The sequence below is a fragment of the Aequorivita sinensis genome, from assembly GCF_006346335.1.
Lineage (GTDB): Bacteria > Bacteroidota > Bacteroidia > Flavobacteriales > Flavobacteriaceae > Aequorivita > Aequorivita sinensis.
Genome location: NZ_VDMC01000002.1, coordinates 304,062 through 318,644 on the forward strand (window position 1 = coordinate 304,062; position 14,583 = coordinate 318,644).

15 protein-coding genes are annotated in these 14,583 nt (G+C 32.9%); 7 read left to right on the plus strand and 8 right to left on the minus strand.

The genetic code is table 11. The features are described from left to right. Window positions 1-20: 20 nt before the first annotated feature. Together FHP04_RS04340 and FHP04_RS04345 are read left to right on the plus strand one after the other, a co-directional pair. Complete coding sequence (locus tag FHP04_RS04340; protein ID WP_139854759.1) at window positions 21-344, plus strand: YbaB/EbfC family nucleoid-associated protein; 324 nt, start codon at window positions 21-23, stop codon at window positions 342-344. Window positions 345-443: 99 nt separating this feature from the next. Then, window positions 444-764: a YegP family protein gene (locus FHP04_RS04345; protein WP_139854760.1), complete on the plus strand. Its 321-nt coding sequence runs from the start codon at window positions 444-446 to the stop codon at window positions 762-764. 120 nt (window positions 765-884) lie between these two features. On the opposite strand, the gene FHP04_RS04350 is transcribed toward FHP04_RS04345, so the two are convergent. The 4 genes from FHP04_RS04350 to FHP04_RS04365 are packed head-to-tail and all read right to left on the minus strand — an operon-like array spanning window position 885 to window position 4,221. Then, window positions 885-1,124 carry a hexameric tyrosine-coordinated heme protein gene (locus tag FHP04_RS04350; protein ID WP_139854761.1) on the minus strand — a complete coding sequence of 80 codons (240 nt, stop codon included), beginning with the start codon at window positions 1,122-1,124 and terminating at the stop codon, window positions 885-887. A gap of 51 nt (window positions 1,125-1,175) precedes the next feature. After that, entirely contained in the window at window positions 1,176-1,781 is a 606-nt protein-coding gene (gene pncA / locus FHP04_RS04355; protein ID WP_139854762.1) for a bifunctional nicotinamidase/pyrazinamidase, read from the minus strand. Between the two features lie 3 nt (window positions 1,782-1,784). After that, the gene (locus FHP04_RS04360; protein ID WP_139854763.1) at window positions 1,785-3,185 is read right to left on the minus strand and encodes a nicotinate phosphoribosyltransferase; all 1,401 of its coding nucleotides are present in this window, start codon (window positions 3,183-3,185) and stop codon (window positions 1,785-1,787) included. Between the two features lie 13 nt (window positions 3,186-3,198). Next, window positions 3,199-4,221 carry a threonine aldolase family protein gene (locus FHP04_RS04365; RefSeq protein WP_139854764.1) on the minus strand — a complete coding sequence of 341 codons (1,023 nt, stop codon included), beginning with the start codon at window positions 4,219-4,221 and terminating at the stop codon, window positions 3,199-3,201. Window positions 4,222-4,340: 119 nt separating this feature from the next. Here FHP04_RS04365 and prfB point away from each other — a divergent pair. Further along, window positions 4,341-5,448, plus strand: a protein-coding gene (gene prfB, locus FHP04_RS04370) for a peptide chain release factor 2 (RefSeq protein WP_139854765.1) whose coding sequence is annotated in 2 segments (ribosomal slippage) — window positions 4,341-4,403 and window positions 4,405-5,448 — 1,107 coding nt in all. Because the reading frame shifts where the segments join, the coding sequence is not laid out codon by codon here. A 507-nt stretch (window positions 5,449-5,955) separates the two neighbouring features. Here prfB and FHP04_RS04380 read toward each other — a convergent pair. The 4 genes from FHP04_RS04380 to FHP04_RS04395 are packed head-to-tail and all read right to left on the minus strand — an operon-like array spanning window position 5,956 to window position 12,409. Continuing rightward, window positions 5,956-7,686 carry a hypothetical protein gene (locus FHP04_RS04380; protein WP_139854766.1) on the minus strand — a complete coding sequence of 577 codons (1,731 nt, stop codon included), beginning with the start codon at window positions 7,684-7,686 and terminating at the stop codon, window positions 5,956-5,958. Window positions 7,687-7,688: 2 nt separating this feature from the next. Continuing rightward, window positions 7,689-8,897 (minus strand): DUF4249 domain-containing protein, encoded by a 1,209-nt coding sequence (locus FHP04_RS04385; RefSeq protein ID WP_139854767.1) that lies wholly within the window; start codon window positions 8,895-8,897, stop codon window positions 7,689-7,691. A 5-nt stretch (window positions 8,898-8,902) separates the two neighbouring features. After that, entirely contained in the window at window positions 8,903-11,665 is a 2,763-nt protein-coding gene (locus tag FHP04_RS04390; RefSeq protein ID WP_139854768.1) for a carboxypeptidase-like regulatory domain-containing protein, read from the minus strand. Between the two features lie 18 nt (window positions 11,666-11,683). Next, window positions 11,684-12,409 carry a hypothetical protein gene (locus FHP04_RS04395; protein ID WP_139854769.1) on the minus strand — a complete coding sequence of 242 codons (726 nt, stop codon included), beginning with the start codon at window positions 12,407-12,409 and terminating at the stop codon, window positions 11,684-11,686. Window positions 12,410-12,650: 241 nt separating this feature from the next. Here FHP04_RS04395 and FHP04_RS04400 point away from each other — a divergent pair, with 241 nt between their 5' ends. The 4 genes from FHP04_RS04400 to arsC all read left to right on the plus strand — a co-directional run bounded on the left by FHP04_RS04400 (window position 12,651) and on the right by arsC (window position 14,580). After that, window positions 12,651-13,193 carry a DUF4142 domain-containing protein gene (locus tag FHP04_RS04400; protein ID WP_139854770.1) on the plus strand — a complete coding sequence of 181 codons (543 nt, stop codon included), beginning with the start codon at window positions 12,651-12,653 and terminating at the stop codon, window positions 13,191-13,193. Beyond that, entirely contained in the window at window positions 13,190-13,549 is a 360-nt protein-coding gene (locus tag FHP04_RS04405) for a plastocyanin/azurin family copper-binding protein (protein ID WP_139854771.1), read from the plus strand. Before FHP04_RS04400 ends, FHP04_RS04405 begins: the two co-directional genes overlap by 4 nt. A gap of 138 nt (window positions 13,550-13,687) precedes the next feature. Next, complete coding sequence (locus FHP04_RS04410; RefSeq protein WP_139854772.1) at window positions 13,688-14,173, plus strand: hypothetical protein; 486 nt, start codon at window positions 13,688-13,690, stop codon at window positions 14,171-14,173. A 65-nt stretch (window positions 14,174-14,238) separates the two neighbouring features. Beyond that, window positions 14,239-14,580 carry an arsenate reductase (glutaredoxin) gene (arsC, locus tag FHP04_RS04415; protein WP_139854773.1) on the plus strand — a complete coding sequence of 114 codons (342 nt, stop codon included), beginning with the start codon at window positions 14,239-14,241 and terminating at the stop codon, window positions 14,578-14,580. Window positions 14,581-14,583: the final 3 nt, after the last annotated feature.

Here is a 14,583-nt window from a genome sequence, read left to right on the forward strand (position 1 = left end):
GAAACTAAAATACACTAATTATGTTTGGAGATTTAATGGGAATGATGGGTAAATTAAAAGAAACCCAGGCTAAAGTTGAAGAAACTAAAAAAAGATTGGACACAGTACTAATTGATGAAAAAAGTAACGACGGACTTTTAAAAATCACGCTTACGGCTAATAGAAAAATAAAATCTATTGAAGTAGATGACAGTTTGTTAGAAGACAAAGAGCAATTAGAAGACTATCTAATACTAACGCTTAATAAGGCGATTGAAAAAGCAACAAACGTTCACGAATCAGAAATTGCTGCAGTTGCTAAGGATGGAATGCCAAATATTCCTGGAATGGATATGTTTAAATAAATAATTTGCTAAACTTTTTATAAAATAGAATGTAACTTTTAAAATATTCCAATTTTCCCGATATTGAAAGCTTAAACTTTAAACCTTAAACACCTAATTATGTTTGAACTTAAAAAAAGCGGTGATAAATATCACTTTGTTTTAAAAGCTGGTAACGGACAAGTTATACTTTCAAGCCAAATGTATGCTTCTAAAGCATCTGCTATGAATGGAATTGAGTCTATTCAAAAAAATTGTCAAAACGAAGACAGTTTTGAAATGAAGACGGCTAAAAACGGAAAAATCCACTGGAATATTAAAGCGACTAACGGTCAGATTATAGGCTCTAGCCAAATGTATTCCTCTGAAAGTGGTGCAAAAAACGGAATAGAATCTGTTCGAAAAAATGCTCCTGGAGCAGAGGTTAAGGAAGTAGAATAACTTTCTTTTTAGAATAAGATTTAATCACGAAATCACGGATATTTAAATATTAATATCCGTGATTTCGTGTTTTTTGCTTTAGTGAAGTGAAATTATTTTGTTTTTATCCAATTCTAAGTATCACCTCCAGTAATTATTCGCTGCGGCGATTGTAGCAAATTCAGTAGCGACAACTTGCCCTACAGAAATTAACATAGCCGCATCTTCAGAATAGATTGGACGTAATTTTTCTCGAATTGCTGAATCAGGTTGGGTGGCTTTAATTACCAATCTTGCCATTTTTACTGCAAGTTGTCTCCCCTCTTCTGGAGTTTTCGTAATAAGTGAGTTTCCTGGCACCATTTCAAATTGTTCTGACATTTTCAATAATTTTAATTAATCAATCTTTTAAGTTTAAGTTTAATTTTTTATTTAAGTTTCTTTAGCGCTAATCATTTTTACTCCTAATTTCACTAATTCTTTCTTTTGAAATTTAAAAGTAGCGGCATCTAATGGTTGTGATGCGTCTTCAATAAAAAAGCACTCAAACCCTTCTTCCATAGCATCTTTCACAGAATAATACACACAAATATCGGCAGCTAAGCCGCAGAAAAACAATTGGGTAGCTCCTTTTTCTTTTAAATACCCTGTGAGTCCAGTTGATTTTAAATGACCATTATCGTAGAATGCACTGTAACTATCGATATTCGGGTCGGTACCTTTTCTAAAAATGGTTTCCCAACTATCAGTTCTAAGATCTGGATGAAACTCTGCACCTACGGCGCCTTGAACACAGTGGTCTGGCCATAAGGTTTGCTTTTTACCAAAAACTTCAATCTCTTCGAAAGTCTTTTTACCTTTGTGATTTGAAGCAAAACTAATATGATTCTGTGGATGCCAATCTTGTGATGCGACTACTAAATCAAATTTATCCTGTATGCCGTTGATAATTGAAACGATCTTATCTCCATCGGGAACTGACAATGAGCCTCCAGGTATAAAATCATTTTGAACATCAATAACTATTAGTGTTTTCATAATTTAAGACTTATGTGCTGCAATTAACTTATCACGTTGCGATTTTAGCGCTTCACTTAAACCCACCTTATATATATGTGGGTTTTCAAAACGTTTGTATTCGGCTGGTAATAACTTTAGACGTTCCTTAGTAAATGCAGCTATTTCGTTTATTGTTTTTTTGCCTATTGTACTTTCCCCATTTACCATTACAGGTTTTAATAAAGCCTCGTGTTTAAAATCTTGCAAATCCATTTCCTTATTAAAATCAAATGGGTGGTACATTCTTTTAATTTTATCTTCTGAAGCAATTCCAATAGCATCTGCTCCTAAAAACATTTCATTATCATCAATCATTCTATACACTTGTTTTTTACAAGGCAAGGATACTTTAATGATGTTTTCTGAAACTTTTATTCTTGGATCACCATTAAACTCTGAAAGTTTATATACACCACCTAATGATGCATCTGGTTTACCAGTAACCAGATTAGTTCCCACTCCAAATATATCGATAGGGGCATCTTGCTCATTCAAACTTTTAATTACATATTCATCTAGTTGATTAGAAGCTACTATCTTTACATACTCCAGTCCTGCTTCATCAAGTTGCTTACGTGCCTTTTTAGCTAAATAGGCTAAATCCCCACTATCTAATCGCACTCCCATCAACCTATCTCCTCTCTCTTCCATTTCTTTCGCTACGGTTATAGCGTTTGGAATTCCACTTCTTAATGTATTATAAGTATCCACTAAAAGCACACAGTTTTTAGATCGTATTTTTCCGAAATCTCGAAATGCCTGAAGTTCATCTCCATAACTTTGAATAAAAGAATGTGCCATAGTCCCAGAAGCTGGAATATTGAAATCCTCAGCCGCTTTTACATTACTAGTGCTATTAAAACCACCAATTGCTGCAGCTCTTGTTGCAAAATATCCTCCCGTAGCGTGCGCACGACGTAAGCCCATATCAAGTAATACCCTATCACCGGCACTGTAGCGAATTCTACTTGCCTTTGTTGCTATTAACGTTTGGAAGTTTAAAATGTTAAGCAATACAGTTTCAATAATCTGAATCTCTATAATATTACCTTCAACTTGTAAAATCGGACTCGTAGGAAAAACTATATCACCTTCACTAATTGAATTTATGTTTCCTTGAAATTTATAGTTTTTTAAATACTCGAGAAAATCATCTTCGAAATCGTGTGTCTTTAAATATTCAATATCGGCCTCCGTAAAACGTAAATTTTCAAGGATTTCAAGGATATTTTGAAGTCCCGCAAAAATCGTGTATCCACCTTTAAAAGGGTTGCTTCTAAAGTAATAATCAAACACAGCTGTACTATCTGGTTTGGTTTTGAAATAAACCTGAGCCATTGTCAGTTGATATAAGTCGGTATATGATGCTGAAATATTTAGCATAAGTTGAATTTTATTATGAATAATTATTTATCGTTTCTAAAAACCTTGAGTGCATTTGGTCGGTATAATCTAAATGAGTAACGATTCTAAGTTTCCCCTGCCCCATCGCACTTATTTTTATATTCTTCTGAAGCAAATCGGCCATAAATTTTTCTTCTGAAATCGCTTCAGAAAGATAAAAGATAACAATATTTGTTTCAGTAGGCTCCACACTCTTTACAAATGATTGTTTTGACAGGACTTCCGCTATTTCTGAAGCCTTCTTATGATCTTCCCCTAAGCGTTCCAAATGATTGTCTAAAGCGTATATTCCAGCGGCTGCCATAAATCCAATTTGCCTCATTCCTCCTCCTAAAACCTTGCGGACACGCATTGCTTTTTTCATTATCTCTTTATTACCGAGTAGCACACTTCCTATAGGCGTTCCTAAGCCTTTACTTAGGCAGACAGAAATAGTATCAAACACTCTTCCATAAGCTTGAGGATCTTCATTTTTAGTTATTAAAGCATTCCAAATTCGCGCTCCATCCAAATGAAAACCTAAATTGTGCTTATCACATACTTGTTTAATTTTTTCAATTTCTGAAAAGTTATAGCAGGCACCGCCACCTTTATTCGTTGTATTTTCTAAACAAACCAATGTGGTTAAGGGACTGTGATAAAAATCTGGAGGATTTATACTTTCTTCTACTTGTTGGGCTGTTATCATGCCTCGGTGTCCGTCAATCAATTTGCAAGAAACACCGCTATTAAAAGAAGCACCGCCTCCTTCATAATTATATACATGAGCCCATTTATCTGCAATTAATTGCTCTCCTGGTTGTGTATGCATTTTAATAGCTGCTTGGTTTGCCATACTTCCTGTAGGAAAAAATAACGCAGCATCCATCCCGAACAATTCCGCTAGTTTTTGTTCCAATTTGTTAACTGTAGGATCCTCTTTGTAAACATCGTCTCCAACTTCAGCATTCATAATGGCCTGCATCATTTCCTTTGTAGGCTTTGTTACGGTGTCACTTCTTAAATCTATTATCATATTATAATTGTGAAATTCTTGGGTTCAATTAGCAATCTTCAGAAAAGTATAAAATTAGCCGAAATATATATCCTACTCACGAAGTTAATGGTATTTTTGTTGAAATTCTTAATTATTATATGACTTCAACAGACCAAATAAAAGACCTTAAGACACGGTTAGATGCCTTGAGGCGCTATCTTTGACATTGATGGCAAAAACATAGAAATTACAAACGACGAAGAAAAAACTTTTGACCCCAACTTTTGGAATAACTCTCAGGAAGCAGAAACTTTTATGAAAGTACTACGAACCAAAAAGAAATGGGTTACTGACTACGAAACAGCAAAATCACTTACTGAAGAAGCTGAAATCCTTTTAGAGTTCTATAAAGAAGGTGAAGGTACTGCTGAAAATGTTGACGCTATTTTTGAAAAAGCCGAAAACGCCATCGAAGACCTTGAATTCCGTAATATGCTAAGCGAAGAAGGCGATGATATGAGCGCTGTACTGCAAATTACCGCAGGAGCAGGTGGAACAGAAAGTTGCGATTGGGCACAAATGCTTATGCGTATGTACTTAATGTGGGCAGAAAAGAATGGTTTTAAGGTAAAAGAGCTCAACTTTCAATCTGGTGATGTTGCTGGAGTAAAAACTGTAACCCTAGAAATTGATGGTGAATATGCCTTTGGATGGTTAAAGAGTGAAAATGGTGTACATAGATTAGTTAGAATTTCACCATTTGATAGTAATGCCAAAAGACATACAAGTTTTGTAAGTGTTTACGTATATCCACTTGTTGACGATAGTATAGAAATTGATATAAACCCTGCCGATATTTCTTGGGATTTCGCACGTAGTGGCGGAGCTGGAGGTCAAAATGTTAACAAGGTTGAAACAAAAGCTATTCTTACTCACCACCCTAGTGGGATTATTATTCACAATAGCGAAACCCGTAGCCAATTAGAAAACCGTGAAAAGGCTATGCAAATGCTTCGATCGCAATTGTACGAAATTGAGCTTCGCAAACAACAAGCTCAACGTGCCGAAATTGAAGATAGTAAAATGGCAATCGAATGGGGTTCACAAATTCGCAATTACGTTTTACATCCCTATAAATTAGTAAAAGACGTTCGTACAGGACATGAAACAGGAAATACAGACGCTATATTAGATGGTGAGATTGACGGTTTCTTAAAAGCCTATCTAATGATGACTGGACAGGAAGAAAAGTCGGACGAATTATAAGAATTAAATTTCTATAGAAATCTCATTATAGAAAAAAAACAAAGGGAACAAGATTTGAATCTATGTTCCCTTTGCAAATCATATTCCTTCTGCTAGCATTACCTATCTCGAAGTTTTACGGGTATAATCTCAGCTGTTAATTAAAACTTTAAGCACCCCGATATGATGTTTAGTAAAAGTATGAAATTAATTTGAAATAAATACTATATATCAAAACATTTAACGTATTAAATAAATTATAATCTTCTTTTTCGTTTCTTTCCTACAAAATCGAAAACCCATAAAGACATTAAGAGAACTAAAAATATTGCAAAAACAAATTGTGCAGGTTCTATTGGTCCATCTCCAATGCCTATAAATCCTATTACGCCGAACACAATAGATAAAATAATAAATATTGCTTTCCAGTGAAGCATGATAAAAAAAGGAGGTTTGATGTTAATATTAAATATGCTCCTTAAAGATAACAAAATATTAACATAAATACACAATAATTTAACATTTGTTTTAATGAATTACCATAAAATTGTTTGTTGAATAGTGAAACTCCCCATTAACCCCATATCCTTCAATAGAAATTTGATAGGTTCCAGGAATATCTGAGGTAAAAAAACTATCAATAAAGCCATCATTTAGCCTTTCAATTTGCGAATTCCATATTAGCTGTACTCTATAATCTGGAATTCGAGAAAGCTTATTCGCTCCTGATTGGTAATTAGGTTTATAATATTCCTTCTCTGCCACTGCTGGAATTAAATCGAAAACTTTTATACTTTTATCTGTGCTATTCGGTGTAAAATCACCTTTTATAGTTTCAACAGCTATAATCCCGCTGTAAATTTTTGGTCCATATCTATACGGTTCTGTAATCACTCTTACACTTTTAATTTGGCGGGGATTGTAGTTAATGAGATCTTCATTATTTATTATTTCAATTCCGTCTAACAAAACCAAAGGTGGAATATCATTAAATTTTGCAATTCTATTAGGATCATAAGCGTTGTAAATGATAAACCTGCCATTTTCTTCGTTTCCACGAATTGCTGCAAGTGTAATAACTTCTACAAAGGTTTCTCTTAAGGTAGAAAAGCGAGTATAATCGTCTAAATTATATACCGTTCCTAAGTTGTTATAAAATCTTGAAGTGGTTTTATGTGGTTTCATACTATCTCTTTTGGTTTCGAAATAGGCATTTTCAATTTGTAATTGCACACTTCTTTCTTGTAACCAATTCTTCAATTCAGGATTTAAACTCAAAACCCTCCTTTTAAAGCCATTTAATTTCAAATGTTTTTTATCAATATTTATAGTGTAATTTTCTTTTCTTGAATCTTTAGAGCTCAATTGAATTATTCCTTTATCAGAACTGTAGCCTTCTGATACTGAAAAGAAAAATCGCCCGTTTGCATCAGTAGATGTACTTTTAAAAATGAAATCTTCTCCAGGTATCGTTAATGAAACTATTTTATTTTTAACAGGAACATTTCCATCATTGTTTAAAATAGTACCAGAAACTAACTCTCCCCGTACCTCGGGTATATGGAAAACATCGGAAGAGTTCTCTTTAACCGATTCAGATGTTTTTCCTGAGATTTCTATTGGATTCAGTTTTCTGACAGATAAAACAAAATTGCCATTTATTTCATTCGAGATTCCTTCTAATTTTAAACTCACCTTTTCACGAGGGCCATAAGTAGCTTTATCCGATACAATTTTAATTTGCTGATTACTTTCATCCGAAGTAGAAACTCTGCTGAATTTTGTAGAAAAATTTAAGTGAATAGAATCTGAAGCATTCTTCACTTTATCCATTTTCATAAATGTATTTATTACGTAAATCGTTTTTAAAGCATAAGCATCTAACCTGTTATTTTTAGAGAAATTTGTATAGGAAATAAGTCTATAAATTCCAGATTTCAAAGTTGCAGGAATAAAGAAATCTCCATTAGCTCTTCCGTTATAAAGTTTTAATTTATGATGAAAAACAACCGAATCGTTTTCATTTCGCATAGAAACATACACTACTTTGCTCAGTTTACTTTTCTTACTTGCTTCATTTAAATTTAAAGTGCTGTATTGCAATAATTCCCCAGCTAATAGTATGTTAGAATTAATTGTAAGCGCTAATTTTTCTTTAGGAAAAACATTAGGCTCTACCGACAAATCTTGGTTCGGGATTTGTGAAAAAGTGGCGTTTCCCAAAAGAATGAGTAATATTATAAATATGCTTTTTTTCATAATTAATCTATCCAAAAATCAGGTCTTACATTAGAAGAAAAATAAGTACAAACACTACATTCAGGTTGAACAACTCGATATATTAAAGTAGTACTCATTGAAAGGACTTGATAGTCATTATAAGTAATAAGTTGATATAGTGCTTCGCGTTCATTTGGGTCGTCATCCAAGACAGTAGCGTCGTTATAATCTAATGTTAAAACCTCACAATCCACAAAATACGGCGGCTCTTCAAGACCAACATCTTCGTAGTTAAAATAAATCCTTTTAGATGTCATTGATGAGGCTTCAAAGAAACCTATTACTTTAGTGTCTAGATTATCTTCTGAAGTTATATTACCTGCCACATAACCAGGTTGACTCTGTGAAAGCAAACTCTCAATGCTGCCTAGCTCTTTAATTACTTTATAAAATGTAAAAGCTTCAACGCTCTGTACGTACTGCTTTACCAAGATACTATACCGAGTTTGCATTTTGGCATCATTTTTAGAAAGGTATTTCACTGGAAATCTATTGACTCTATTATCGTTAAGTTCGGTAGTGGAAGTTTGTATGATTCCTGTTGAATACTCGGTAGTATAACATATTTCTTCAGGTTCTCTAGGCGTAAGGATAACTTCATAAGTACCACGAGTAAAATCGTAATTCACAATTTCGGCATAATACGGGGATGGATTTGGTGCAACAATTTTATAAGTTTCCTCGTATTCATACCTAAAGTACTTTGCGCTTCCTGTAGGATCTTCTGTGTTCACCAGAACATGAGCCCCATCTTTATTTTCTGCTGTATTAACTACGCGTTCTGTATAAACTTCAGTCATTTCAACTGATGGCGGGAGAACAACTTCAGAAGAAGAATATCGTTTCCCGTCCTGGGTGATTATACTTAATGTATATGCAACATTAGGCTCAGCTTTAAATGGCATCTCCGAAACGTAATAATTTTCAGAAGCGTCCCATATAAAATCAAAGGTGCTCCCAGTATTTGTATTGACTACAACAGTTGCATTGTTTTCAAATAATATTTCAGGATTCTCTAAAGTTGTTGTCTTGCTTAGTTTTACGATTTGAGGTTTAAATTCATCAGTAATTGTACTTTCCACAACTAAAACACTTTCAAAATCTACTGTCTCAATTTCATACGGCTCAGTACAAGCCCATAGATTTAAAAATATGGCGAAAAGAACGATATATAATAGGTTTGCTTTCATAATTCCTAAAACTTAAAGTTATATGTTATTGTAGGAACTGGTATCGAAAAAATAGAAGTTTTATACGCTTTAATTTCTCCCGCTTCATTTACAAAAAACACTGAATACGGATTATTTCTACCCAATACATTATAAACTGAAATATTAATAAAGCTATGTGCTAGCTTATTTAGTTTATGATTCCCTTCTATGTTTACGCCTAAATCTAATCTGTAATAATTTGGAATTCGAAATTGATTTCGGTCGCTGTATAAAACTTGTTCTTCTCCTGCAAAAACATAACGCCCTATTGGATATGTAATTGGTCGGCCAGTTTGGTAAGTAAAGTTTCCAGAAAAACTAAAACGCTTAGTTAATTTATAATTGGCAACAATTGAAAAGTCGTGAGGTTTGTCATAATTAGCTGAAAAAAACTCGCCATTATTTACACGCTCTTGCATAAGTTGGCTATCTAATTTCACTTGTGAACGAGAGTAACTATAACCAACATATCCATTAAACCTTCCACTATTCTTTTTTACTAAAAATTCAACTCCATACGCTTTTCCTTCACCTTGCAGTAACTCGGTTTCCAATTCATCATTCATTATTAATTGTGCGCCAATTTTATAATCTAATATGTCGGCCATTGTTTTGTAATACCCTTCTAGACTAAACTCAATGTCTTTTTCTGATAGGTTTTTGAAGAAACCTAAGCTGTATTGATTTGCACGTTGAGGCTCGATATTTAAATCTGAAAGCTTCCAAATATCTGTAGGCGATTGTGTGGTATTGGTAGATAGTAAATGTAGATATTGAATGGTTCTATTAAATCCAGCTTTCACTGAAAAATCGTTTCCTAGTAAATATCTTGCTGAAAATCTATATTCTAAGCCTCCGTAGGTTTTGATAGATTCATTATTGCCGAATTCTTTAACCTCTTCTATTGAGCTATCACTTTTAGGAACCCCAGAAGAATAAATATTTTGAGTTGCAGGGCCTAACGCTGAATAAAAAGAATAGCGCAACCCTAAATCTAGAAGAAACTTTTTATTCACTTCAAACAAATCGGCTAGATAAATTGCAGACTCTAACCCTTTCTCTCTGTCTATACTTTTAGCCAGTACATCAGAGTTTTCACCAATAGGATTAATATTTCCAGGGTCTATAGCATACAATTTACTGCTTAAACCGTAACTCAATCTGTGCTTATTATTAAGCTTATAATTGAAGTTTAACTTCGCTTGATACTCGTTTAACTGATAATCAAATTCAAAATCTTGATTGGCATCAGCCTCATAATTTACTTCGTATTGATACTGACTATTTACTAAAATAAGTTCAGCTTTACTCTTTTCACTAAAGGCATGATTGTATTTTAATGAAATCAATCGGTTAGAATAATCAAAAATTGAATCGGAAGTTATGCTGAATCGATCTTTACTGAAATAAACTGTCCCTTGAATTGAATTATCATTATCTATATTGTGTTTATATTTTACAATTCCATCGTAAAAAGAAGCTTCGCTATTTTTTAATTTATCTTCATCTAGACTTCTTAAAATCCAATCGGAGTACGTAGCTCGAAACCCGGCTATTAATGAAGCTTTTTCTTTTACCACAGGTATTTCAAGCGCGAGGTTGGCGGTTATAGGCCCTATAGACCCTTCTCCAGCAAACTTTTCCATATTACCCGATTTGGTTTCTATATCAAAAACTGAAGAAAGTCGGCCACCGTATTCAGCTGGAATACTAGCCTTATAAATTTCCATGCTTCCCGTTGTAAAAGGGTTTACTGCCGAGAAGAACCCTAAAAAGTGAGAAGGATTGTATAAAACAGCATCGTCTAATAAAATTAGATTTTGATCTGAACGTCCACCACGAACATTAAACCCACTAGACCCTTCACCAGCGGTTTTAATTCCTGGCATAGTGGTAGCTACTTTTAAAACATCACGCTCTCCTAATACCAAGGGAATTGTTTTAATCGACTCAATGTCTATATTAGTTACACCTACAACAGCATCGCGAACATTGGCATCTTTATTAGACTTTACCACCACTTCTTCTAATGATTCGGTGTTTTCGAGTAATTCGATATTAAGCGAACCATCTCCATACATAATTACATCTTGACGTATTTTTTCGAACCCTAATAAGTTTGTTTCTAACTTATTTAAACCATAAGGAAGCCGAATACTATATTTTCCTTCAGAATCAGTAATAGCATATTTACTTCTATCTACTGTAGAAATTGAAAGATTTGCAAGAGGTTCCCCTGTATTAAAATTTTTAAAAACTCCTGAGAGTACATATGTGTTATTAGAAGTATTTGGGCGTTGTTTCCCTATAGTTACCATTTTTCTTTTGTGAACAGTATGACTATTGGCATATTCTTCTTGAAAAATAGGAGCGTTGCTTTTGACTTCTATCGAATTTTCTTTCTGTGTCACTTCATTGAAAAAATCTGGAGGCAATTCAGTATAGACATAGGTATTATTAAGAAGAATAACTTTGTTATCCTTAAGCACGTAATTGATGTTTGTGTTACTAAAAAGTCCTTCTAAAACCTCTCTTAAAGATTCATTTTTAAAAGTTTTTGTTACATAATATCCCTTCAGCCAAGTTTCTTCAAAATAGAATTCTTTATTAGAAATTGATTCCACTTTAAGAATGGCTTCTTTTAATGGTGAATTATTAAACGTAGCTGTAATATTCTGTTCGGTTTGACCAAACAAGCCTACAGTGGAAAGTAATAGCATAAGAATTGCCAGGAAATTAATTTGCATAAAGCGCGGCTTCAATATTTAAATTTTAGAGGGTTTTGAGAGTCCTTCTATATGTGTTATAAGTTTAATCATAAAATTATCTGGGTTAGACTTATAGAGTTTTTTATAACTTTTATAATATTTTCGGATATCATCCTCTCTTTCCGGCAAGGCTCTTCGCAAGTCTTTAATCGAATTTATTACCATGTAGTTTCCACCTACCTTTAACAAGTAATAATTGTTTATAGAAAATTGATACTGAACTCCACTATTTAATGCCTTATCTTTTTTCCTTTTACTGTGTTTAATGTAAAGCTTGAACTGGTTTCCGAGATAAGCCTCTTCAAAAAAACCATTTCCAGGTAACGGTAAGTTTATATCTACTAACTTCACAAAATTCCGGTTGTAAATTGAAAAGGATGTGACAAAATCTGGGAAAAGTTTTACATTGAAAACACTTAGTTTACCTTCAGAATGAGTAATAAGATTATCCTCTAACAAATCGTATTTCAACAATACATTGCTGTAAAACTCGCCATTATAGCTTACCGCTCCTCTTACATAATCATAACCTTTAAAGTATCTATAAGTTCCATTAGTATTTAAGAAAAGGTCGGTAAATTCTGTCCCGTTAAATAATCCAGTGTTTTCTACACCAATAATATTATCATAGGTTTCATAAACTTTACCTTCTGCAACCGTTTGAGCATGTATAAAATGAGTTGTAAATAAAAGAATAGAAGTAACTGTAATTGTTATTTTCAAAATTGGATATATGACTTATAAATTCACTTTAAAATTAACAAAAAAACTATACTCTCACTCAAATTTTAAGATAATCGTAAAACCCAATTAAGATTAATGGGGATATTTCTATAAACCCTTGACCACTAATAAAGTATCATCAAACGATAATTATAAATAATCTGGAATTAATGTAACCTAAAAGTTTTAATGGCATCAAACCAATACTAACAATTAAAGGTTAAATCTAAAATCAGACACTATGAAAACACTATCGATTATTAAGACACTTGCTATAATAGTATTTACCTTCATTACTTCTATTAGCATTTATGCCCAAGAAACTCCACAATTAAATGATGCCGAAATTGCAAATGTTGCGGTTGTAGCTAACCAAATCGACATCGATTATGCAAAACTTGCTATTGCCAAATCAAAAGATGCAGCCGTACGTGAATTTGCAAATACCATGATTAACGATCACCAAGCAATTATAGATCTTGCTGTAGAACTTGTTACTAAACTTGGCGTTAATCCTAAAGACAATCCTGTAAGTAAGTCCTTGTTAAACCAAGCCGATGAAACCACTAAAAAATTAAAGTCGGTAAAAGGAAAAGCTTTTGACGAAGCATACATAAATAATGAAGTGGCATATCACAAAACAGTGATTGATGCTGTAAATACATTGTTGATTCCTCAATCTCAAAACACAGAGCTAAAGGCATTACTTAAAACTGCTGTTCCAATCTTGGAAACACATTATCATCATGCTAAAATGGCCCAAAGTAAAATTCTTAAAAAATGAAAGCTCTTAAAATCTTTTCGCTAAGAAAAACTGTATTAGTTTTAGGAACAACGATGATTTTTCTATTGTTTTCTAGCTTAAGTACTACTGAATCTAATTCAAACACACCTACAAGGCATGTAGTTAATATTTATCAGATGAAATTTGTCCCAGAAAAAATTCAAGTAAAAAAAGGTGATATAATAGAATGGGTTAATAAAGACATCGTTCCTCACGACGTAACAGAAATCAATAAGAAATGGGCTTCTAAAACATTGAATAAAGGAGATTCTTTTTCAAAAAAGATTACCTCTAATTTTGATTATTTCTGCAGTATACATATTGTAATGAAAGGTTCGGTAAGTATTAAGAAATAGCACTCCTTAGTTCAAAAGAAGCTCATAGTTGAAATTGTTTCCTTATTCCGCAATAAGTTTCTTTATTTTAAAAATGTTTAAAATCTTAAGGAGTTTTAATTTCTCCAAATCCAATGTACCTTTACTGCAAACTTTATTATGAAAGCAGCCAGCCTAAAGGAAATCAAAACCGAACTTAATCATCGTTCTACTCAAGAACTACTAGAACTTTGCCTTAGGCTTTCTAAGTTTAAAAAAGAAAATAAAGAGCTACTCACTTATTTATTATTTGAATCTGCTAATGAAGAAGCTTTTATAAGAAGTATAAAAACCAAGATAGATGAAGATTTTGAGAGTATAAACACTAAAACCTTCTATTTTATTAAAAAAAGCGTTCGGAAAATCCTAAGAGAGATTAAAAAGTTTATTCGCTATTCTCAGAACAAAGAAACTGAGGTTGAATTATTGCTTTATTTTTGTCATAAACTAAAAGATTTTAAACCCTCTATTAAACGAAATACAACACTTATCAATCTTTATAATAGACAAATTGAATACATACAGAAAAAAGTATCTACCCTTCACGAAGACTTGCAGTATGATTATGAAATGGAAATAGAAGAGCTACTAAACTCAGATTTTTAATTCAATTTGAACTTTTATTTCTATTATTTTTACAAAACATTAAAATATTAAATCCTAAAGAAAAAATGACCACTCTATATCACAACCCACGATGCAGTAAATCTAGACAAGCATTGCAACTTCTTGAAGAAAAAGGGGAAACCATTAATGTTGTAAAATATCTTGAAGACATACCTTCAAAACAGGAGTTAAAACAAATTATAGAATTGCTAGGTATTAAACCAATTGAACTTGTGCGCACTCAAGAAAAGGAATGGAAAGAAAATTTTAAAGACAAAGATCTTTCAGACGAGCAGATTATTGATGCTATGATTAAAAATCCAAAACTAATTGAAAGACCTATAGCTGTAAAAGGTACAAAAGCAGTAATCGGTAGACCACCAGAAAATATCCTAGAGTTACTTTAATCT